Source organism: Luteibacter sp. HAY1-4A (genome assembly GCF_056755355.1).
The window spans coordinates 24,254-46,490 of record NZ_JBNDHZ010000037.1 but is presented as its reverse complement, the minus strand read 5'-3'; the positions used below and the strand labels follow the sequence as shown (position 1 = coordinate 46,490).

The window sequence follows — 22,237 nt, the reverse complement described above, 5'->3', positions numbered from 1 at the left end:
AAATCCAGGGATCCGCGTGCTCCTGCGCCTGCTCTACAACCTCGCCATGTACCTGTTCACGCCCTTGGTGATGCTCCGCCTCATGGCGCGGGGCATGCGCTATGGCGACTACCACGTGCGCTGGCGCGAACGGTTCGGCCGGTTCAGAGAGCCGCGCCTGGCGGGCTGCCTATGGGTGCATGCGGTGTCCGTGGGCGAGGTGAACGCGGCCGAGCCACTGGTGAAGGCGTTGATGGAGGCGTACCCGCAGGCACCGATGTTGGTGACCACGGTGACACCCACCGGTTCCGAGCGCGTCCGTCAGTTGTTTGGCGACAGCGTGCACAGCGTCTATCTTCCCTACGACCTGCCGTTCGCGGTGAAGCGTTTCCTGCGCAACACGCGTCCGCGTCTGGCCGTGATCGTCGAAACCGAGATCTGGCCCAACCTCTACTTCGCCTGCCGCAAGCACGGCATCCCGCTGCTGATCGCCAATGCGCGTCTTTCCGAGCGCTCGCTGCGCGGCTATGCGCGGATGAGCTCCCTGGTGAAGCGCGCGCTGCGCTGCGTGAGCCACATCGCGGCGCAATCGCGAACGGACGCCGCCCGCTACCGCCTGCTCGGCGCCGAGCCCAGCCAGCTAACCGTCTGCGGCAACCTCAAGTTCGACATGCCGGTGCCCCAGGCAGCGTTGGAAGCCGGCACGGCCATGCGCAACGCGTGGGGCACGGGTCGTCCGGTATGGATCGCCGCCAGCACGCACGAAGGCGAAGAGATGTGTGTGCTCGAGGCGCACCTCGACGTGATGCGTCGTCTGCCCGATGCGCTGCTGCTCATCGCGCCGCGCCATCCGGAGCGCTTCAAGGCGGTGGAGTCCTCGGTGCGCAGTCTCGGTTTCAACGTGGCCACGCGCAGCGCCGACGGCGCGCCGGGCCACTCGACGCAATGTTTCGTCATCGACTCCATGGGCGAGTTGCTGCGCTTTTTCGCCTCGGCCGACGTGGCCTTCGTCGGCGGCAGCCTCGTGCCCATCGGCGGCCACAACGTGCTGGAGCCGGCAGCCCTGTGCAAACCCGTGCTGGTGGGCCCGCACACCTTCAACTTCGAGGAGATCACGCAGGCCCTGATCGACGAAGGCGGCGGCCAGCGAGTGAAGGACGAGACCGAACTGGGTGGACAGGTGCTGTCGCTGTTGCGGGACCGTGAGCGCCGCGAGGCCATGGGAGCCCGCGCGCGCCACGTCTTCGACAGCGAGCGGGGGTCGGTGGGGAAGGTGATGAAGCTCGTGGACAGGTTGTTGCAGGAATAGCCCGCGCGCCTTCTTCGCCCGCCGATGCGGCAGCGCACGGCAAAAAAAACGGGCCCGCAAGGGCCCGTTTTTCGTCGGCGAAGCTTCCGCCGTTACTGCAGCAGCGCGTTGATGGCCTCGAGATCCTTCACGTCCACCGTGCCGGCCGTCTGCTTCAGCAGCAGCTTGTCGAGGATGAACTGGTGACGGGCCTGCGAGTAGTCGCTGAGCGCCTGGGTGAGGTTCTGCTGCGCGAGCAGCACGTCGACGATGGTGCGCGTACCGACTTCGAAGCCAGCCTGCGTAGCGTCGCGGGCGCTCTCGGAGGACTCGACGGCGGCCTTGGTGGCCTCCACCTTGCTGATGCCGGCCACGACCGAACGATAGAAGTTCAGCGTGTCGCGGACGACCTGGCGGCGGGTGGCTTCCAGGGAATCCTGCGCGGCGTCGCGCTGGTAGATCGACTGGCGAACGCGCGACTGCGTGGCGCCGCCGGAGAAGATCGGCACGTTCAGCGTGAGGCCCACGGTGGTGCCGCCACGGCCGTTGCTGCCGCTGCCAAGCGTGCCGGCGGTACTGGCGGTGCCGGCGTTCTGCGTCCACGCCGTGGTCTTGCTGTAGCCGACGGTGGCATCGATGGTCGGCAGGTGGCCGGCCCGTGCCGAGGAAATGCTGTGCTCGGCCGAATCGACGTTGTACTGCGAGGCGACGATCGTCGGGTTGCTCTTCACCGCTTCGGCGACCCAGGCCTTCGGGTCGTTCGGCGACGGCGCGTCCATCGGCAGGTCTTCGCGCAGCTTCTTCAGGTTGTCGGCCGGCTTGCCGGTGATCTGGGTGAGCGCTTCGCGCGAATCGGCGAGGGTGTTCTCGGCCGTGATCACGGCGGCCACCGCGGTGTCGTGCTGGGCCTTGGCGTCCTGCACGTCGGTGATGGCGGCCAGGCCGACATCGAAACGCTGCTGGGCCTGCTCGAGCTGGCGAGCCAGGGCCTGCTCGTTGGCCTTCGCGAAGGTGAGGGCGTCGTCGTTGGTCAGCACCTGGAAGTACGCCGTCGCCACACGGGTGGCCAGCTGCTGCAGGGCGGCCTCGTACGTGGCGTCCTGGGCCTGCGACGACGACTTGGCCGCCTTCAGGTCGGCATAGCGGCTGAGATCGAGCACGCTCTGGCTGATCGTGGCGCTCACGTCGCGGGTGCGGGTGTGACCGGCGTCGCCGGTGAGCACCGGATTGCCGGCCCCGTCGACCACCGGGTTGCCCGCGGCATCGGTGACGATCGACCGCGACGGACCGTTCGGATCGCTCTGGTTGAGGCTGAGCTGGGCATTGATCTGCGGCAGCAGCAGGGCACGCGCCTGCGTCACGCCCTCACCCGTGGCGAGACGGGTGGAGTCGGCCTGCGACAGCACCGGGTCGTTGGCCCGGGCCTGGCGGTAGGCGTCGAGCAGGTCTTCCGCATGGCTCGCGAAAGGCATCGCGGCCAATGCCAGCGCGACAGTGAGCAGCTTCAAGCGCATGGTTTCGCCTTGTAAGTGAAGGATAGCGGGTGGGTCAGAGCACGAACCGCTTCACCGGCGCGGCATGCGCCAGGTACGGAAGGTCCGTTTCGAACAGCGATTCCTCGCGATACCGTCCCTCGCCCTCGTGGGTCAGCAGGACAGCCGTCTGCGCGGGCGAATCGCCGCGTACCACGAACATGCGTCCGCCGGGCTTCAGCCAGCGCACGAACTTCTCGGGAACGTTGTGCACGGCGCCCGTGACCACGACGGCGTCGAAAACGCCCGCGGGCGTGTAGCCGTTGACCGCCTCGGCGGTTTCGAGCTTCACGTTCGCCACGCCGGCAGCCGCCAGGCGCGCACGGGCGGCCTCGACGAAGTCGGCGTGCATGTCGATGCTGGTGACCTTGCCGGCGAGCCGGGCGAGGCATGCCGTGAGGTAGCCCGAGCCTGTGCCGATTTCCAGGACCTCGTCCACCTTGTTAAGCGCGACGGCCTGGAGCACGCGGCCTTCGATCACCGGCTTCATCATCACCTCGCCATGTCCCAAGGGCAGGGTGAGGTCGGCGAAGGCCACGTTGCGGTGCTCGGGAGCGACGAAGTCCTCGCGGCGCACGCTTTTCAGGGTCTCGAGGACGTCGGCGTCGAGAACCTCCCAGGGACGCACCTGGTTCTCGACCATGTTCTGCCGGGCCTGCTCGAAATTCATCGCCATGGTTGTATTCCGTACGAAAGCTGCAAAAAGATTCGGAAGGATAAGCGCTTAGCGCCCGGTTTCCCAATAGCTAGAGGCTGCGGTGCCGGGGCTCCGGGACGAAGTGCCGGAAGTCACCGGACTGGACTGACGGAAGTCATGCCCTTCGCCGAATGGCCTCAGGTACCTGAACGACCTGGGTGGTGAACCCCCGATCCCATGGGGTAACCGCCGCTGCATCCCCATTTACCATTCTAAGGTAGCCCGGACGGTCAGAACCCTGCTGGAAATAACTGAACCGACGCGTATAATAAAGTCATAATCTCTGTTTGTGAAGGTGCAGCCATGAACGCCAGCCCGAAACTCAAGACCCAGGGACCCGGGCGTCCGAAGGACATGGAAAAGCGCGCGGCCATCCTGGACGCCGCCAAGGCGCTCTTCACGCAGGGCGGCTTTGCCGGCACCAGCATGGACGCCGTCGCGGCTTCGGCCGGCGTGTCCAAGCTCACGGTGTACAGCCACTTCGGTGACAAGGACAACCTCTTCCGCGAGGTGATCCGCGCGCACGTGCAGGAGCGCCTGCCGGACGACCTGTTCGACTTCAGCCAGGGCGCCGACATCCGCGCCACGCTCACCAACATCGCCAGCCGCCACGCGGCGATGGAAACGAACACCGAGTCGGTGGGCACGTTCCGCGCCATCCTTTCCGACTGCCACAACGGCGGCAATCCGCGCTTCGGACGGCTCGTCTGGGAAGAGGGCCCGGTGCGCATGCACAAGCTGATGCAGCGGCTGCTCGAGGGTGCCGCCGCACGCGGCCAACTCGACATCCCCGACGTATCGCGCGCCACCACGCAGTTCCTCGCCCTGCTCAAGGGCGACCTGCTGATCCGCCGCCTGTTCGGTTGCGAAGACTGCGCCGTGCAGTTCGCGGAAGAGGTGAAGGCCAACGCGCTGGCCGCGGTCGACATGTTCATGCGCGCGTATTCCCCGCGCAACGTCAACGTCTGACCCGCTCGCACCCGCTTCGTGCTTTAATCCGTCGCGAAGCGGGGGTGCCCAAGCGAAACGCGCGGGCTGAGAGAGTCCCTTCGAACCTGATCCGGTCCGTACCGGCGTAGGAAGCTTCGTCCACGATCGGCATGCGTACGCGCATGCCGTGTCCCGTGACGGCGCCGTCCGCTTCTCCCTTCCCCCTGAGGAACGAGAAGCCGATGAACGCCATGCCCTCCGATCTGGCCCGCGCCGCGCGCGAGCTGTCCCAGTCAGTTACCGCACCGATCTCCGGTTCGCGCAAGGTCCATGTGACCGGCAGCCGTCCGGGCCTGCGCGTGCCGATGCGCGAGATCGCGCAATCCGCCACACCCACGCTCTTCGGCGGCGAAGCGAATCCGCCGATCGTGGTCTATGACACGTCCGGGCCCTATACCGACCCCTCGCACACCGTGGATCTCGCGGCCGGCCTGCCGGCCCTGCGCGCCGCATGGATCGCCGAACGCGGAGACGTCGAGCGGCTGGATGGCTTGTCGTCGAGCTTTGGAAGGGGCAGGGCGAACGACGCGCGCCTCGACGCCATACGCTTCGGCGGAACGCGCCAGCCGCTGCGTGCCCGCGGCGGCGCGAACGTCACGCAGATGCATTACGCCCGGCGCGGCATCGTCACGCCGGAAATGGAATTCGTCGCCATTCGCGAGAATCAGCGGATCGATGCGCTGGCCGATGCGGTCCTCCGTGCGCAGCATCCCGGGGAGGCGTTCGGTGCGGCATTGCCTGCGCGCATCACGCCGGAGTTCGTGCGCGACGAAGTGGCGCGCGGCCGCGCCATCATTCCCGCCAACATCAACCATCCCGAAGCCGAGCCTATGATCATCGGCCGGCGTTTCCTTACCAAGGTCAACGCCAACATAGGGAACAGCGCGGTGAGTTCCGGCATCGCGGAAGAAGTGGAGAAGCTCGTGTGGGCGATCCGCTGGGGCGCAGACACCGTCATGGACCTTTCCACCGGCAAGCACATCCACGAGACACGGGAGTGGATCGTACGCAACGCTCCGGTGCCCATCGGCACCGTGCCCATCTACCAGGCATTGGAGAAGGTAGGCGGTGTCGCCGAGGAACTGACCTGGGAGATCTTCCGCGACACGCTCATCGAGCAGGCGGAACAGGGCGTGGACTATTTCACCATCCACGCTGGCGTGCTCCTCCGCTTCGTGCCGCTCACGGCGAAACGTATTACGGGCATCGTGTCGCGCGGCGGGTCCATCATGGCGAAGTGGTGCCTGGCGCACCATCGCGAGAATTTCCTCTACACGCATTTCGAGGACATCTGCGAGATCATGAAGGCCTACGACGTGTCCTTCAGCCTGGGCGACGGCCTGCGGCCAGGATGCGTCGCCGACGCGAACGACGCGGCGCAGTTCGGCGAACTCGACACCCTGGGCGAGCTGACGAAAGTGGCATGGAAGCACGACGTGCAATGCATGATCGAAGGGCCGGGACACGTGCCCATGCAGCTCATCAAGGAGAACATGGAGCGGCAGCTGGAAAAGTGCCATGAGGCGCCGTTCTATACGCTCGGGCCGCTCACGACCGACATCGCTCCCGGCTACGACCACATCACCAGCGCCATCGGCGCCGCGATGATCGGCTGGTTCGGCACGGCCATGCTCTGCTATGTGACGCCGAAGGAACATCTTGGCCTGCCCAATCGCCAGGACGTGCGCGATGGCATCGTCGCCTACAAGATCGCCGCGCACGCGGCCGATCTGGCGAAGGGGCATCCTGGCGCGCAGGTGCGCGACAACGCGTTGTCGAAGGCCCGTTTCGAGTTTCGCTGGGACGATCAGTTCAACCTTGGGCTCGATCCCGAGAAGGCACGGGAATTCCATGACGAGACGATGCCGAAGGAAGCGCACAAGTCGGCGCACTTCTGCTCCATGTGCGGACCGAAGTTCTGCTCGATGAAGATCACGCAGGAGGTGCGGGATTTTGCGGAGGGGATGGAGGGAAAGGCATTGGAGTTCCGGGAGCAGGGTGGCGAGGTTTACCGGAAGGCTTGAACTCAATGTGGGAAGCGCGCTGGCGCGCGAACGGTCTTGCCGCGAGCATCCCTCCGCGCGCGGGCACGCTTCCCACGATCCGGCCTCCCGTCTTCACCGGCTTTTCCCGTCTCACGCCCTACCGTCATGGTCTTCCCAGTCCCTTCTCCAGGAGACCAGGCATGTCCCAGCCCAAGCCCTTCATCAGCGATATTGAGAACATCCGCAAGCGCGCCCGCGAACACATCGATAACGGGGCGGTCACCTCCGGTTATCGCGCGGACCGCGAAACGGTCATCAAGCTCCTTAATGAAGCCCTCGCCACGGAACTCGTCTGCGTGCTGCGCTACAAGTACCACTACTACATGGCACCGGGCATCCACTCGCAAAGCGTGAAGGCGGAGTTCCTCGAACACGCGACGCAGGAGCAGGAGCACGCCGACCGCATCGCCGAGCGCATCACGCAGCTCGACGGCACGCCCAATTTCAATCCCGAAGGCCTGCTTTCGCGCAGTCATGCCGATTACGTGGAAGGCACCACCCTGGTGGACATGATCAAGGAAGACCTGGTCGCCGAGCGCATCGCGATCGACAGCTACCGCGCCATCGTGCAATACATCGGCGACGACGATCCGACGACGCGGCGCATCATGGAAGACATCCTGGCGCAGGAAGAGGAACATGCCGAAGACATGGCGACGCTGCTCGAGAACCTCGGTGCGAAGGGCGAACCCGCGGCCCACTGAGCTAAGCTAGGCGCTCACGTTCGCGACAAGAAGGAAGTCTCCATGAATGCGACCGCCACTCCCGCGCCGGCCCGGCGCCGGCGCAATCCGCTCGGCCTGGCGATCCTCCTGCCGATCGCCCTGCTGATCCTGCTCGTGCTGCTGCTCATGTGGTGGTGGGACAAGGAGCCGGAACAGTTCGACCCGGTCGCGGCCACCACGGCGCACATGAAGGACATCGGCCGGCCCATGAGCACGGGCGCCGTGACCACGTACACATTGATCCGCTCGGTCGACACGCTGATGGACAAGCGCGGCGGCTACCTCAGCAACGACCGGATGCCCCCGGGCGTGTTCATGGATAACATGCCCAACTGGGAATTCGGCTCGCTGACCGCGTCGCGTGACCTGGCACGCGCACTGCGCAACGACTTCAGCCGCTCACAGACGCAGTCCACCGAAGACAAGGACCTCGGCGAGGCCGATCCTTTGCTCAACAGTCCCAACGACCGCTGGTTGTTGCCCAGTTCGGAATCGCAGTACGGCAAGGCGGTGGACGACCTCGACAACTACCTGTCGCGGCTATCGGATGCGGCCGACGCCAACGCGCATTTCTATGCGAGGGCCGACAATCTTGCCGATTACCTGCAGACGGTTTCGGCACGCCTCGGTTCCCTGTCGCAGCGGCTGTCCGCCAGCGTGGGCCAGTTGAAGGTGGACGCGGCTCCGGATGCCGCCGTGGGTGCGAACGCGGGCCCTGCCAAAGCGATCTACGTGAAGACGCCCTGGTCGAAGATCGACGACAACTTCTATGAAGCGCGCGGTTACACCTGGACGTTGCTCGAACAGCTCAAGGCGATCCGGCACGACTTCGCGCCCATCCTGCGCAGCAAGAACGCCGACGCGAGCCTGCAGCAGGTCATCCGCGAACTCGAGGAGTCGCAGAAGTCGCTGGGCAGCCCGGTGGTACTGAACGGTTCACCGTTCGGTTTCTTCGCCAACCACTCATTGGTCATGGCGAACTACGTGTCGCGCGCGAACGCCGCGATCATCGACCTGCGGGCCCTGCTGGGCCGCGGCTGAGAGGGCTTTATGTGGGAGCCGCTTTAGCGGCGATGGGTGCTCGCCGCGAGTTTGCCCGCTGCCGCGCAGCATCGCCGGCATAGCCGGCTCCCACACAAAGGCCGTCCTGACTCCGGGTTTTACTTATCGGCCTTGTAACGGCCCATGCCGGCCGTGATCTCGGCCTTCGCCTCGTCGGCGCCGACCCAGCCCTCGACCTTGACCCACTTGCCCTTCTCGAGGTCCTTGTAGTGCTCGAAGAAGTGGCCGATGCGCTCCAGCCAATGGCCCGACACCTGCTTGATGTCGCGGATGTGCGCGTAGCCGGCGAACACCTTTTCCACAGGGACGACGACCAGTTTCTCGTCGGCGCCGGCTTCATCGGTCATCTTCAACATGCCGACCGGATGGCAGCGGATCACCGAGCCCGGGACCAGCGACAGGGGCAGGATCACCAGGGCATCCAGCGGGTCGCCGTCGCCGCCCAGCGTGCCCGGCACGTAGCCGTAGTTGCACGGGTAGCGCATCGGGGTGGAGAGGATGCGGTCGACGAAGATGGCACCGCTTTCCTTCTCGACTTCGTACTTGACCGGCTCGGCATCCTTCGGGATTTCGATGATGACGTTGATTTCGTCCGGCACGTTGCGGCCAGCGGAAACGAGGTGCAGACCCATGGGATTCCTTGATTCTTTGGGGATTAGGCGGGCCGGATAGGATACGGCCAGCCCACCCCCGGGGAAACCCCGGTCTGGCCTCGAGGACCGTGGAGCCCATCTCAGCGGCGAAGACCCGTGAGACCCGCTTCAGCGGCGAGGCCCTTGTAGGAGCCGCTTCAGCGGCGATCCCGCGGTAGCGGGCACGCTTGCCGCGAGCACCCATCGCCGCTGAAGCGGCTCCCACACGAGACCTCCTGCCCCTGGGGCAGGAGGCTCCGGCCTACTTCAGGTGCTCCCAAAGATAGGTGTACGCCAGGGCGTTCATGAACGCCGACTGCTTGTTGTCGGCCGCCGCCCCGTGGCCACCTTCGATGTTCTCGTAGAAGCTGGCATCGAAGCCCATGGCCTGCATGCGCGCGGCCATCTTGCGGGCGTGCACCGGGCCCACGCGGTCGTCGCGGGTCGAGGTGGTGAAGAGCACCGGTGGATACTTGGTGCCCTTGTGGAGGTTGTGGTACGGCGAGAAGGTCTGGATGTACTTCCATTCGTCCGGCTTGTCCGGGTCGCCGTATTCGGCCATCCACGATGCACCGGCGGACATGTGCGGATAGCGCTTCATGTCCAGCAGGGCTACCTGGCTCACGACCGCGCCGTAGAGCTGCGGATACTTCGTCAGCATGTTGCCGGCGAGAAGGCCGCCGTTGCTGCCGCCCATCATGCCCATGTGTTTCGGGCTCGTGATCTTGCGGTCGATCAGGTCCTGCGATACCGCCGCGAAATCCTCGTACGCCCGCGGACGGTTGGCCTTCAGCGCAGCCTGGTGCCAGCGTGGACCGTATTCGCCGCCGCCGCGGATATTGGCAACCACGTACACGCCGCCCTTTTCCAGCCATGCACGTCCCACGGCCGCCGAATACATCGGTTGCAGCGCGATTTCGAAACCGCCGTAGCCGTAGACGAGCGTCGGGTTGTTGCCGTCGGCCTTCATCGCCTTCGGGGCGATCTCGAAATAGGGCACCTTCGTGCCATCCTTCGACGTGGCGAAATGCTGGCTAACCACGTACTTCGATGCATCGAAGAAAGCGGGGCTGTGCTTGAGGGCCTCGCTGCCACCCTGGCCGATCACGCCGTAGTACAGCGTGGGCGGCTGGAGGTACCCGGACACGGTGAGGAAATACTCGTCGGTATCGTCCGCATCCACGCCCGCCGCCTGGATGGTGCTGAGTGCCGGAGCATCGCCCAGTGGTTCGCTCTTCCATTCGCCCTTGGGCGATGGCGTAAGGATGCGCACTTCACTCACCACGTCGCGCAGCACATTGAGGATCAGGTGGTGCCGGGTCCACGAATGCCCGGACAGCGAGGTATGGTCGTCCGGCGTGAACAACACGGTGATGTCGCGCTTGCCCGCCATGAAGTCGTCGAAGTTCGCGGCGAGCAGGGAGCCGGAAGGATACGTCTTGCCGCCTACCGTCCAGGCCGTGCGCAGTTCGATCAGCAGCCATTCGCGCTCGACATCGGTCTCCGCGTCGTTGGGCACGTCGATCTTGGTGAGCTTGCCGTCCTTGCCGCGCAGGAAGGTCTCGCTGTTGTAGAACTCCAGCGCGCGCGACACGAAATCGCGTTCGTAACCGGGCGTGCGGTCGCGGAACGCCCAGATCGACATGTCCGTCTTCTTGCCTTCGTATACCGTCTTGGCCGACGACAGGGGCGTGCCCCGCTTCCACTCCTTCACGATGCGCGGGTAGCTGGAGTCGGTCATCGACCCCGGGCCGAAGTCGGTCGCCACGTAGAGGTGGTCGTCGTCGATCCAGGCGGTCTGCGTTTTCGCTTCGGGCAAGGTGAAGCCGTCCTTCAGGAACGTCTTCGTCGACAGGTCGAACTCACGCACCACGTCGGCGTCGGCACCGCCGCGCGAGAGGTAGACGAGGCAGCGGCGGTAATCCGGCTTCAGGCACTGCGCCGCGTGCCACACCCAGTTCTCCTTTTCGGAGGCGGCGAGCGCATCGAGGTCGATCACCGTTTCCCACGCCGGCTTGTCCTTCCGGTACTCGGCCAGCGTCGTGCGCCGCCAGAGACCCTTGGGGTGCTCCTTGTCGCGCCAGAAGTTGTAGAAGTGGTCGCCGATCTTGGTGACCATGGGAATCTTCGCGTCGGAATCGAGCACCTCGAGGATGCGCGCGTCCAGCGTCTTGAAATCCTGGCTTTTGGCGTATGTGGAAACCGTCGAGGTGTTCTGTGCCTTCACCCACGTGAGGGGCTTGGCACCGTCGATGTCCTCGAGCCAGAGGTTTTTGTCGTTCGCATCCGCCTGGGCGGCGGGCGGGGTCTTCGGAGTGTCGTATGCCTGGGTCATGCCACTGAAGGTAAGGGCGAAGGCCAGCGCAAGCCAGCGTCTGTGCATGCTTCGAATCCAATTAGGAGTTTAGAAAGTGTGGGAGCCGCTATAGCGGCGAGGAGCCAACGAAGCGATGAGGCGGCGAGGCAAGTCCCCTCGCCGCCATGGCGGCTCCTACAGCGGAGCCGCGTTACAGCAACGGGATCAGCAGCAGCGCGACGATGTTGATGATCTTGATCAGCGGATTCACCGCCGGGCCCGCCGTGTCCTTGTACGGATCGCCCACGGTGTCGCCCGTGACGGCAGCCTTGTGTGCGTCCGAGCCCTTGCCACCGAAATGACCGTCCTCGATGTACTTCTTCGCGTTGTCCCAGGCGCCGCCGCCCGTGGTCATGGAGATGGCCACGAACAGGCCGGTGACGATCGTGCCGATCAGTACGCCGCCCAGTGCCTGCGCACCGGCCAGGGGACCGCCTAGCCACTTGAAGCCGAAGATCACCACCACGGGCACCAGCACGGGCAGGAGCGAAGGCACCAGCATTTCGCGGATGGCGGAACGGGTAAGCATGTCCACCGCGCGCGAGTAGTCGGGCTTGGTGGTGCCCTGCATGATGCCCGCGATCTCCCGGAACTGGCGGCGCACTTCCTCCACCACGGCACCGGCGGCGCGGCCCACCGCCTCCATCGCCATCGCGGCGAAGAGGTACGGAATGAGGCCGCCGATGAGCAGGCCGATGATCACGTAGTGGTTCGACAGGTCGAAGGTCACCGGCGTGCCGCCGAAGTGCAGACCCAGGTTATGGGTGTAGTCGGCGAACAGCACCAATGCGGCAAGTCCCGCGGAACCGATGGCGTAGCCCTTGGTCACGGCCTTGGTGGTGTTGCCCACCGCGTCCAGCGGGTCGGTGACGCCGCGCACTTCGGCCGGCAGTTCGGCCATTTCGGCGATGCCGCCCGCGTTGTCGGTGATGGGGCCATAGGCATCCAGCGCGACTACCATGCCCGTCATGCTGAGCATGGCCGTGGCCGCGATGGCGATGCCATAGAGGCCGGCCAGTGCGAAGGCACCCCAGATGGCCGCGCACACCGCCAGCACCGGCAGTGCCGTGGATTTCATGGACACGCCCAGGCCGGCGATGATGTTGGTCGCGTGGCCGGTGGTCGAGGACTGCGCCACGTGGCGCACCGGGCGATATTCCGTGGCGGTGTAGTACTCGGTGATCACGACCATGGCACCCGTCAGCACCAGTCCGATCAGGGTGCAGCCATAGATGCGGCCCACGCCGAAGCCCGAATCGGCCATCAAGGCCTGCGTGATCGGCCAGAACGCGATGGCCGCCAGCACGGCGGACACGGCCACGCCCGCGTACAACGCGTTCATGATCTTCCCGCCGCGGGTCTTCACGAAGAAGGTGCCGATCACGGAAGCGACGATCGAGGCGCCGCCGAGCACCAGCGGGTACAGCACCCCGTTTGGCCCGACCACGGTCGCCATCACGCCACCGAGCAGCATCGTGGCAATGAGGGTCACCGCATACGTCTCGAAGAGGTCGGCGGCCATGCCGGCGCAATCGCCCACGTTGTCGCCCACGTTGTCCGCGATCACCGCCGGGTTGCGGGGATCGTCTTCGGGAATGCCCGCTTCCACCTTGCCCACCAGGTCGGCGCCCACGTCGGCGCCCTTGGTGAAGATGCCGCCGCCGAGGCGGGCGAAGATGCTGATGAGCGAGGAACCGAAGGCCAGGCCCACGAGCGCATGCAGCACATGCGTCTGTTCGTAGCCCATGTGCGTGAGCACGCCGTAGTAGCCGGCAACGCCAAGGAGGCCCAGGCCCACCACCAGCATGCCGGTGATGGCGCCGCCCCGGAAGGCCACGGCGAGGGCAGAAGAAAGGCCGCTCCTGGCGGCCTCGGCGGTACGCACGTTGGCACGAACCGACACGTTCATGCCGATGTAGCCGGCGGCTCCCGAGAGGACCGCCCCCAGCGCGAAGCCTATCGCGGTACCCCAATCGAGGAAGATGCCGATGAGCAGGAAAAGTACGATGCCGACCACGCCGATGGTGGCGTACTGGCGGTTGAGGTAAGCGCGGGCGCCTTCCTGGATGGCGGCGGCGATCTCCTGCATTCGTTCGTTGCCCGGCGACCTCGCCAGTACCCAGCTGACCGAAAGCGCGCCGTACAGAATCGCGACGACCGCACATGCCAGCGCGATCCATAAACCGTACTGTTGCAGCATCGAAGCCTCCCCGAATTGTGGGAGCCCAACATGGGGCCCGGTCCGAGTATAGGCAGGGGAGGTGTCGATTGGCGTTGTGCGCTGCGCAAGTTGCTTGCGCAATGGGAAGCGCGCCCGTACGAGCGCGCTTCCCGCAGGTACCTATGCCTGCTCTATCGGCTTACTGCGAAACGATGTCCGCGATGATGCCGGTGGCGATGGCGACGAGCAGCAGGTCGCCATTATCGGCGCGCACCCAGTGGTAGTCGCGCGGCGGCGGGCGCAGGCGGCGGCCGCGCCAGTCTTCGATCACGATCACACGGCCGTCGTAACGGTGCCCGCGCTCCCAATGACCGCCCGGGCCGGGGTGCCAGTCGCCACGGCGGTCGTCGCGGCCGTAGTGGTTGCCATTGTCGTGGTGGTCGTCACGGCCGTAATGGTTGCCGTTGTCGTGGTCGCGGCGATCGTGCTTGTCATCGTGCCTGTCATCATGCCAGTTCCCGTGATCCTGGATCGGGGCGGGCGCGAACGCGAACGCCGGGGCGATGACGCCTGCAGCGGCGATGGAGAAAACCAGCTTGCCCAGCATCTTCATGCGATGACTCCGTTTAGCGGGTGGCGATGTCGAGGATCACGCCAGTGGCGATAGCCACGAGCAGGAAGTCGTCGTTGTCACGGACCCAGTGGTATCCATGCGGCGGCGGACGCAGGCGGTAGCTGCCGTAGTCGTAGACGACCACGGGGCGGCCATAGTAGCGGTGACCGCGTTCCCAGTGACCCCAGCGGTTGTAGTAACGCGGCGGCGGGCCGTAATAGACCGGCGCCGGGTGGTGGTAGTAACCGTGGCCGTAGTAGCGCGGCGGAGGCGGGGGCGGACGATGCCCGTGCCAGCCGTTGTCGTGACGCCACCGGCCGCCGTCGTCATGACGGTAGTCGCGACCGTCGCGACCACGGTCATGGCCATGTTGGTCGTCCGCTAAGGCCGCGGTGGTGGCGACCAGCGCGATGGCGGCAAACGCGGTACGCAGCATCGTTTTCATGTCCTGTCTCCCAGTGCGATCGCTGTGCCGCGGGTTCGTGCGGCCGATCGGCAATTCGGATGCTAGGAAGGCGAGGCTGAACGCGGAGTCCTACGAATTGAAAGCTCCGCGAAAGTGTTCATTGTCTCGACAGCTAATGAACCGAGCGGTTCAGGAAATGGAGCCTGGACGGAATTCCAGCGTGAGTTCGGCCGGGCGCTCCGGAAGGCTCAGACGGGTACGCCGCTCGGGGGAACGGGCCAGGACGCGGCCTCCGCGAACGACGAGGAGCCGGGCGGCCTTCAGCCGGATGGCTTCGTGGACATCGCCGGCCTGCAGCAGCACGAAGTCGGCGCGGTTCCCCGGCGCGATGCCGTAGCCGTCCAGCCCCAGCACCCGTGCCGCGTGGGTCGTGACGGCATCGAAACACCTCGCGACACCGTGAGTGGACGTCATCTGGGCCACGTGCAGCCCCATGTGCGCGACCTCGAGCATGTCGCCACTGCCCATGCCGTACCAGGGGTCCATGACGCAATCGTGCCCGAACGCCACGTTGACGCCGGCATCGAGGAGCTCGGGCACGCGGGTCATGCCGCGACGCTTCGGGTACGTATCGTGCCGCCCCTGCAAGGTGATGTTGATGAGGGGATTGGCGATGGCATGCACGCGGGCTTCCGCGATGAGCGGAAGCAGCTTGGACACGTAGTAGTTGTCCATCGAGTGCATCGACGTGAGGTGCGAACCCGTCACGCGATCCTGCAGCCCCGTGCGGATCGTTTCCGCTGCCAGCGTCTCGATATGCCGCGACATCGGATCGTCGGATTCGTCGCAATGCATGTCCACGCGCAGCCCGCGCTCGGCAGCCAGCTCGCACAGCCAGCGGATCGAAGCGGCGCCATCCGCCATCGTGCGTTCGAAATGCGGAATGCCTCCCACGACGTCGACACCCATGTCCAGCGCGCGCACGAGGTTCCCGCGCGCGTGGGCGGAGCGCAGCAGACCGTCCTGCGGGAACGCCACCAGTTCGAGGTGGAGGTAAGGCGCCACGCGGCGCTTCACTTCGAGCAGTGCCTCGGTGGCGAGCAGACGGTCGTCACAGATGTCGACATGGCTGCGGATGGCGAGCAGGCCCTGCGCCACCGCCATGTCGCAGTACGCCATCGCGCGGTCCACCAGCGCCTGCTGGGTGAGGTCGGGCTTCAGTTCGCCCCACAGTGCGATGCCTTCCAGCAGCGTGCCCGAGGCGTTCAGCCGGGGCAGGCCGAGGGATAGCGTGGCGTCCATGTGGAAGTGCGCATCGACGAAGGGCGGGCTGACGAGACGACCGGCTGCGTCGATTTCCTCAGCGCCCTTTGCCGGTAAGGCGGGCTGGATCGCGGCGAACCTCCCGCCATCGATGCCGATGTCCACGTCGGAGCGCCCATCGGGAAGGTTGGCGTGACGAATGATGAGGTCCATGGGGCGGTTCCGGCGGCGATTCGCCCATGATAGCGGGGCCTTCACGCGCCCGGAGACCTCTTTTGGCACCATGGGATTCCCCATGAACGTGACCGAGAAACTCGCCATCCTCGCCGACGCCGCGAAGTACGACGCCTCGTGCTCGTCGAGCGGCGGCAAGGGCCGGAATTCGCTGAAGAGCGGTGGCATCGGCTCGACCGAAGGCATGGGCATCTGCCACGCCTATGCGCCCGACGGGCGCTGCATCTCGCTGCTCAAGATCCTGCTGACGAACTTCTGTGTCTACGACTGCGTGTACTGCGTGAACCGGCGAAGCAGCAATGTGCGTCGGGCGCGTTTCACGGTCGAGGAAGTGGTGGACCTCACACTGGCGTTCTACCGCCGCAACTACATCGAGGGCCTGTTCCTCTCCTCGGGCATCATCCAATCGCCCGACTACACGATGGAACAACTCGTTCGCGTCGCGCGCACGTTGCGCACCGAGCACACGTTCGCCGGCTACATCCACCTCAAGACCATTCCCGACGCGGCACCCGAGCTGATCGACGCCGCCGGCCGCTGGGCCGATCGTCTCAGCATCAATGTGGAGATGCCCACGGAGGGCGGCCTCAAGTCCCTGGCGCCGGAGAAGGACCTGGGCGACATTCGCAGCGCCATGGGCCGGCTGCGCCGTTCGATCGACGAGGCGAAGGCGGAAAAGAAGGCGCCGCGGTTCGCGCCGGCGGGGCAGAGCACCCAGATGATCGTGGGCGCCGACGCCGCGAGCGACCGCGACGTGCTGACCGCAAGCACCAACCTCTATACGAATTACCACCTTCGCCGCGTCTACTACTCGGCCTTCAGCCCGATTCCGGACGCGTCGAAGATCCTGCCGCTGAAGCCGCCGCCGCTCGTGCGCGAGCATCGCCTGTACCAGGCCGATTGGCTCATGCGCTTCTACGGTTTTGCCGCCGACGAGATCGCGCCACCGGGCGACGACGGCATGCTTTCCCTGGACATGGATCCGAAGCTGGCCTGGGCGCTGCGCCACCGCGAGCGCTTCCCCGTGGATGTAAACCGCGCATCGCGCGAGATGCTCCTGCGCGTCCCCGGACTCGGCGTGAAAACGGTGGACAAGCTGATCGCCATGCGCGCGCACCGGCGTGTCCGCTACGACGACCTGGTACGCCTGCGGGTGCCCGTGAAGAAGGTGGCCCCGTTCGTGGAAACCGTGGACCACCGGCCACGTGGGGATCGCGATACGCCGCTGTTGCGCCGCGATTTGCGCGAGCCCGCGCAGCCGGATCTTTTCGGCTGACGATGCTTGCCGTCACGCTGGACGATCCCTCGGACCTGGAGGCATGGCGGGCGAAAGCCCGGGCATTGCTGCTTGCCGGGATCGATCCGGCCGATGTCGAATGGCGGACGGGCGCAGGGGGTGGGTTGTTCGGCGGCGACGATGCCATGCCCGCTCCGCGCCGGACAGCTGCGCCAGCTGTACCGCGCACCTTCCTCGAGCTGGCCGGCACCGTGCTGGCGCACAGCGACCCGCGCCGGCACGCTACGCTTTACCGGATGCTTTGGCGCATCGCGCACGGCGAGAGGGAATTGTTGCGCATCGCCACCGACGACGACGTGGCATGGGCGCACGCCTGTGCGCGCCAGGTGAGCCGCGACATGCACAAGATGAAGGCGTTCGTGCGCTTTCGCGAGGTACGTCTCGGCGACGACACCGTGTACGTCGCCTGGTTCGAACCCGAGTACGACATCGTTTCCCGCGTGGCGCCGTTCTTCGTTCGCCGGTTCACGGGCATGCACTGGTCGTTGCTGACGCCATCACGCAGCGCGCACTGGGACGGCGCCACCCTCGTGTTCGGGCCGGGCGCCGAGCGTGCGGACGCGCCGTCGGAAGACGCGCTGGAAGACCTCTGGCGTACCTATTACGCCAGCATCTTCAACCCGGCCCGGCTGAAGGTGGACGCGATGCGCCGCGAGATGCCGGTGAAGTACTGGAAGAACCTGCCGGAGGCGCGGCTCATCCCCGAACTGGTGCGCGATGCGCTGCCGAGGATGCAGGCCATGGTGGAAAAGCAACCGACGGTGCCGAGGAAAAAGGTGACGCCCCTGCAGAAGGCGGCGGTGGACGCGCCCGAGGGCAGCATTGCCGCGCTGCGCAGGCAGGCGCGCGATTGCCGCCGCTGCGACCTGTGGAAGCCCGCCACGCAAACGGTGTTCGGCACGGGGCCGTCGGATGCGCGCATCGTCGTGATCGGCGAGCAGCCGGGCGACCAGGAAGACCTGGCCGGCAAGCCCTTCGTCGGGCCGGCCGGCAGGTTGTTCGATCGCGCGCTGGAGCAGGCAGGCATCGACCGGTCGTCGCTCTACGTCACCAACGCCGTGAAGCATTTCAAGTTCGAGCCGCGCGGCAAGGTCCGTCTGCACAAGCGCGCGAATGCGGAGGAGCAGGCGGCCTGCCGGCCCTGGCTGGCGGCGGAGATCGAACGGATCCGCCCTGACGGCATCGTCTGCATGGGCGCCATGGCGGCACAGGGAGTCTTCGGTTCGTCGTTCCGGCTCATGGCCCAGCGCGGCGAGTGGCTGACGCTTCCGGACGGGAGCAAGGCCATGGCGACGGTGCACCCTTCGTACCTGCTGCGCCTGCCGGATCACGACGCGCGGGAAGCGGGCTTCGCCGATTTCGTCAGAGACCTGAAACTGATCCGAAAGCTGTTGGGATAAATTGTGGGAGCCGGCTATGCCGGCGATCCCGCGGCAACTGACAAGATTGCCGCGAGCTCCCATCGCCGCTGAAGCGGCTCCCACAAGAAGCGGGATCACCCAACCGCGAACTTCTTCAGCTTCCTCGGCACGGGCGCATTCTTCAGCGTGACATACACCGGCAACCCGTCCGGCCCGTACGGGGGAGGTGCCTCGCCCTGGATCAACGGTGCGAGGTAACGGCGGGCCGCCGCCGTGATGCCGAAGCCATCCTTCGAGATGAAGTTCTTCGGCATCTTCTTCTCGTGGTTGGCGATCTTGTCCAACGGCGCCGCCTCGATCTTCCACTTGTACGGTTCGTCGGACGTTCGGACAATCACCGGCATCACCGCGTTCAGGCCCTCGGAGGCGTACTCGACGGCCTTCTTGCCCACGGCATAGGCCTGCTCGAGGTCGGTTTTCGACGCGACGTGGCGCGCCGAGCGCTGCAGGTAGTCCGGCAACGCCCAGTGGTACTTGTAGCCGAGCTTCTCGCGCACCAGGGCGGCGAGCACCGGCGCGGCGCCACCCAGCTGCGCATGGCCGAACGCGTCGCGCGCGCCGGACTCGGCAAGGAACTTCCCGTCGCTGTCCTTCACGCCTTCCGAAACGACGACGGTGCAGTAACCGACCTTCTCCACGGTGGCCTTCACCTTGGCGAGGAAGGCCTCCGGATCGAACACGTTTTCCGGGAACAGGATCACGTGCGGCGGATCGCCCGCGCCGGCACCGGCCAGTCCGGCCGCGGCTGCGATCCATCCGGCATGACGGCCCATCACCTCGATGATGAAGACCTTGGTCGAGGTGTCCATCATGGAGACGACGTCGAGGCTGGCTTCGCGCACCGCGATGGCCGTGTACTTCGCCACCGAGCCGAATCCGGGGCTGGTGTCGGTGACCACGAGGTCGTTGTCGATCGTCTTCGGCACGCCGATGCAGTTCACCTCATAGCCGAGTGCCTGGCCGATCTTCGACACCTTGTTCGCCGTGTCGGCCGAGTCGTTGCCGCCGTTGTAGAGGAAGGTACGGATGTCGTGCGCCTTGAACACCTCGATCAGCCGCTCGTATTCGGCACGGTTTTCTTCCAGCGACTTCAGCTTGTAGCGGCACGACCCGAACGCGCCGCCCGGCGTGTGCTTCAGGGCCGCGATGTTCGCCTTGGCTTCCTTCGTTGTGTCGATCAGCTCTTCGCGCAGCGCTCCCAGGATGCCGTTGCGCGCGGCGTAGACCGGGATGCCCTTGTCACGTGCCGTTTCGATCACGCCAGCGGCGGTCGCATTGATGACGGCGGAGACGCCACCCGACTGGGCGTAGAGGATTTTGCCGGCGGCCATGCTTCGGATCCTTATGTGGTCGAAAGCGGCAGCGTAGCGCGCCGCGTGTCGCGGCGCCTTGAAAGGGCGTGCGGGCCGGGGCCCATTACACCCCTCAGGTGTCGGGAGTTTGACGCGGTGGCGCCCCTGCCGTTACCTTGGGACCCATTTTTCTCGTGTCCGGCAAGCGGATTTTCCGCTTCCCCGGCGAAATGGAGCATCAATGCGACTCGTGCTATTCGGCGCCCCCGGTTCCGGCAAGGGCACCCAGGCCACCCGCCTGAAGCAGGACCTGGGCATCCCGCACATCTCCACCGGCGATCTCCTGCGCGCGGAGATCAAGGCCGAGAGCGAGTTGGGCAAGAAAGCCAAGAGCATCATGGATGCCGGCCAGCTCCTTTCCGACGACATCATGCTCGGAATCATCGAGGAGCGTCTCGGACAGCCCGACGCGAAGCCTGGCTTCATCCTCGACGGCTATCCGCGCAACCTGGCCCAGGCCGAGGCGCTGGACGGCGTGCTCGCGCGCATCGGGCAGCCGCTCGATGTCGTGATCAAGCTCGAGGTGCCGAACGAGGCCATCGTCGATCGCTGCGTGGTCCGCTTCAACAAGGAAGGCCGCCCGGACGACAATCCGGACACCGTGAAGAAGCGCCTGGCCATCTACGCCGACCAGACGGCACCTGTCGCGGAGTTCTACGCGAAGCGCGGCAAGCTGAAGGTCGTGGACGGCGTGGGCGAACTCGACGAGGTCACCACTCGCATCAAGGCCGCGCTCGAGAGCACGTCCGCCGCCAGCGCCTGACCGCGCGGCCCGCCGGTTTCGGCGGGCCTTCCGACGCACCGTCCCGAAGAGCCCAGCCATGCGCGTCCACATCCTCGGTATCTGCGGCACCTTCATGGGTGGCGTCGCCGCCCTCGCGCGGGAACTCGGCCTGCAGGTCGAAGGATCGGACACCAACGTGTATCCGCCCATGAGCACGCAACTCGAGGCGCTCGGCATCGGTCTGATGCAGGGATACACGGCGGAGCACCTGATGCCGGCACCCGATCTTGTGGTGGTGGGCAACGCCATGACCCGCGGCAATCCGGCCGTGGAATACATGCTCGACGAGGGCATGCGGTACATCTCCGGCCCGCAGTGGCTGGGCGAGACCCTGCTCGGCGGCCGCGAGGTGCTGGCCGTGGCCGGCACCCATGGCAAGACCACCACCACGAGCCTGTTGGCCCACCTCCTCGAATCGGCCGGCCAGTCGCCTGGGTTCCTGATCGGTGGCGTGCCGGGCAACTTCGACGTATCCGCGCGGCGCGGCGAAGGCAGGCCATTCGTGATCGAGGCGGACGAATACGACTCGGCGTTCTTCGACAAGCGCTCGAAGTTCGTGCACTACCGCCCGCGCATCGCCATCCTCAACAACCTCGAATACGACCATGCCGACATCTTTCCCGATGTCGCGGCGATCCAGCGCCAGTTCCACCACCTCGTACGCACCGTGCCGGGCAACGGCCGGCTGATCGTGAATGCCGAGGATGCCCGCCTCGCGGAGGTTCTCGCGATGGGGGCGTGGACGCCGGTCGAAACCTTCGGCATCGATGCCGGCGACTGGCGCGCCGAACTGCTCGCCGCGGACGGTTCGCACTTCCGCGTGCGGCACAAGGGGACGACGCTGGGCGAAGTCCATTGGAGCTCGCTCGGCCGGCACAACGTGATGAATGCCCTGGCCGCGCTGGCGGCGGCCGCGGCGGCGGGCGCCGACCCGGTGACGCTGCTTCCCGCCTTCGCCGGCTTCGCCAGTGTGAAACGGCGCATGGAAGTCGTCGGCACGGCGCGCGGTGTCACCGTGTACGACGACTTCGCCCACCATCCCACGGCCATCGCCACCACGCTGGCCGGCTTGCGGGCGAAGGTCGGTAACGCGCGGATCCTCGTGGCCCTCGAGCCGCGCTCCAACTCGATGCGGCTCGGCGCGCATGCCGAGGCCCTTGCCCCGTCGTTGGCCGATGCCGACGTCACGGTGTTCCTCCATCGCCCCGAACTGGCCTGGGACGCGGGCAGGGTCACGTCGGCCCTGCGCGGCCGCGGTGCCACGGCCGCGAGCGTCGACCAGCTGGTTGCCACGCTCGTGGCGGAGGCGCGCGCAGGCGACCATGTGGTCTTCATGTCGAACGGCGGCTTCGAAGGCGCGCCACGCACCTTCTTCGCGGCGCTGGGCGCAGGTTAGACTG

General features: G+C 66.1%; 18 protein-coding genes and 1 riboswitch. Of the genes, 9 read left to right on the top strand and 9 right to left on the bottom strand.

The features are described 5' to 3' along the window. Nucleotides 1–16 precede the first annotated feature (16 nt). Complete coding sequence (gene waaA / locus ACPYOD_RS13455; protein ID WP_481302240.1) at nt 17–1,288, top strand: lipid IV(A) 3-deoxy-D-manno-octulosonic acid transferase; 1,272 nt, start codon at nt 17–19, stop codon at nt 1,286–1,288. 92 nt (nt 1,289–1,380) lie between these two features. On the opposite strand, the gene ACPYOD_RS13450 is transcribed toward waaA, so the two are convergent. Together ACPYOD_RS13450 and ACPYOD_RS13445 are read right to left on the bottom strand one after the other, a co-directional pair. Next, complete coding sequence (locus ACPYOD_RS13450) at nt 1,381–2,781, bottom strand: TolC family outer membrane protein (RefSeq protein WP_481302238.1); 1,401 nt, start codon at nt 2,779–2,781, stop codon at nt 1,381–1,383. 34 nt (nt 2,782–2,815) lie between these two features. Next, entirely contained in the window at nt 2,816–3,475 is a 660-nt protein-coding gene (locus tag ACPYOD_RS13445) for a protein-L-isoaspartate O-methyltransferase family protein (RefSeq protein ID WP_481302237.1), read from the bottom strand. 324 nt (nt 3,476–3,799) lie between these two features. Between ACPYOD_RS13445 and ACPYOD_RS13440 the strand changes: the two genes are divergently transcribed. The 4 genes from ACPYOD_RS13440 to ACPYOD_RS13425 all read left to right on the top strand — a co-directional run bounded on the left by ACPYOD_RS13440 (nt 3,800) and on the right by ACPYOD_RS13425 (nt 8,297). Beyond that, on the top strand, nt 3,800–4,465 hold the full coding sequence (locus ACPYOD_RS13440) for a TetR/AcrR family transcriptional regulator (RefSeq protein WP_481302236.1): 666 nt from the start codon (nt 3,800–3,802) through the stop codon (nt 4,463–4,465). Between the two features lie 30 nt (nt 4,466–4,495). Then, nucleotides 4,496–4,595: riboswitch (TPP riboswitch) on the top strand. Between the two features lie 73 nt (nt 4,596–4,668). Further along, complete coding sequence (thiC, locus tag ACPYOD_RS13435) at nt 4,669–6,510, top strand: phosphomethylpyrimidine synthase ThiC (protein WP_481302235.1); 1,842 nt, start codon at nt 4,669–4,671, stop codon at nt 6,508–6,510. 161 nt (nt 6,511–6,671) lie between these two features. Continuing rightward, a complete protein-coding gene (locus ACPYOD_RS13430; protein ID WP_481302234.1) occupies nt 6,672–7,235 on the top strand; it encodes a ferritin-like domain-containing protein in 564 nt (187 codons plus the stop codon). Between the two features lie 42 nt (nt 7,236–7,277). Then, the gene (locus ACPYOD_RS13425; protein WP_481302233.1) at nt 7,278–8,297 is read left to right on the top strand and encodes a DUF2333 family protein; all 1,020 of its coding nucleotides are present in this window, start codon (nt 7,278–7,280) and stop codon (nt 8,295–8,297) included. Nucleotides 8,298–8,416: 119 nt separating this feature from the next. Here ACPYOD_RS13425 and ppa read toward each other — a convergent pair whose 3' ends face one another. From ppa to ACPYOD_RS13395, 6 genes are all read right to left on the bottom strand, one after another. Then, on the bottom strand, nt 8,417–8,950 hold the full coding sequence (gene ppa / locus ACPYOD_RS13420) for an inorganic diphosphatase (protein ID WP_481302232.1): 534 nt from the start codon (nt 8,948–8,950) through the stop codon (nt 8,417–8,419). Nucleotides 8,951–9,212: 262 nt separating this feature from the next. Then, complete coding sequence (locus tag ACPYOD_RS13415; protein WP_481302239.1) at nt 9,213–11,285, bottom strand: prolyl oligopeptidase family serine peptidase; 2,073 nt, start codon at nt 11,283–11,285, stop codon at nt 9,213–9,215. Between the two features lie 172 nt (nt 11,286–11,457). Beyond that, nucleotides 11,458–13,506: a sodium-translocating pyrophosphatase gene (locus tag ACPYOD_RS13410; RefSeq protein WP_481302231.1), complete on the bottom strand. Its 2,049-nt coding sequence runs from the start codon at nt 13,504–13,506 to the stop codon at nt 11,458–11,460. Between the two features lie 160 nt (nt 13,507–13,666). After that, nucleotides 13,667–14,080: an RcnB family protein gene (locus ACPYOD_RS13405; protein ID WP_481302230.1), complete on the bottom strand. Its 414-nt coding sequence runs from the start codon at nt 14,078–14,080 to the stop codon at nt 13,667–13,669. 13 nt (nt 14,081–14,093) lie between these two features. Next, nucleotides 14,094–14,525, bottom strand: a complete 432-nt coding sequence (locus tag ACPYOD_RS13400; RefSeq protein ID WP_481302229.1) for an RcnB family protein — start codon at nt 14,523–14,525, stop codon at nt 14,094–14,096. A gap of 150 nt (nt 14,526–14,675) precedes the next feature. Beyond that, nucleotides 14,676–15,962: an amidohydrolase family protein gene (locus tag ACPYOD_RS13395; RefSeq protein WP_481302228.1), complete on the bottom strand. Its 1,287-nt coding sequence runs from the start codon at nt 15,960–15,962 to the stop codon at nt 14,676–14,678. 82 nt (nt 15,963–16,044) lie between these two features. Here ACPYOD_RS13395 and ACPYOD_RS13390 point away from each other — a divergent pair, with 82 nt between their 5' ends. Both ACPYOD_RS13390 and ACPYOD_RS13385 read left to right on the top strand, forming a co-directional pair. Beyond that, nucleotides 16,045–17,259, top strand: coding sequence for a putative DNA modification/repair radical SAM protein (locus ACPYOD_RS13390; protein ID WP_481302227.1), 1,215 nt, complete (start codon nt 16,045–16,047; stop codon nt 17,257–17,259). Between the two features lie 2 nt (nt 17,260–17,261). Next, the gene (locus ACPYOD_RS13385) at nt 17,262–18,680 is read left to right on the top strand and encodes a UdgX family uracil-DNA binding protein (RefSeq protein ID WP_481302226.1); all 1,419 of its coding nucleotides are present in this window, start codon (nt 17,262–17,264) and stop codon (nt 18,678–18,680) included. Between the two features lie 95 nt (nt 18,681–18,775). On the opposite strand, the gene ACPYOD_RS13380 is transcribed toward ACPYOD_RS13385, so the two are convergent. Then, complete coding sequence (locus ACPYOD_RS13380) at nt 18,776–20,032, bottom strand: 6-phosphofructokinase (protein WP_481302225.1); 1,257 nt, start codon at nt 20,030–20,032, stop codon at nt 18,776–18,778. A 202-nt stretch (nt 20,033–20,234) separates the two neighbouring features. Between ACPYOD_RS13380 and ACPYOD_RS13375 the strand changes: the two genes are divergently transcribed. Beyond that, nucleotides 20,235–20,816 (top strand): adenylate kinase, encoded by a 582-nt coding sequence (locus ACPYOD_RS13375; RefSeq protein ID WP_481302224.1) that lies wholly within the window; start codon nt 20,235–20,237, stop codon nt 20,814–20,816. A gap of 58 nt (nt 20,817–20,874) precedes the next feature. Beyond that, the gene (mpl, locus tag ACPYOD_RS13370) at nt 20,875–22,233 is read left to right on the top strand and encodes a UDP-N-acetylmuramate:L-alanyl-gamma-D-glutamyl-meso-diaminopimelate ligase (RefSeq protein ID WP_481302223.1); all 1,359 of its coding nucleotides are present in this window, start codon (nt 20,875–20,877) and stop codon (nt 22,231–22,233) included. Nucleotides 22,234–22,237: the final 4 nt, after the last annotated feature.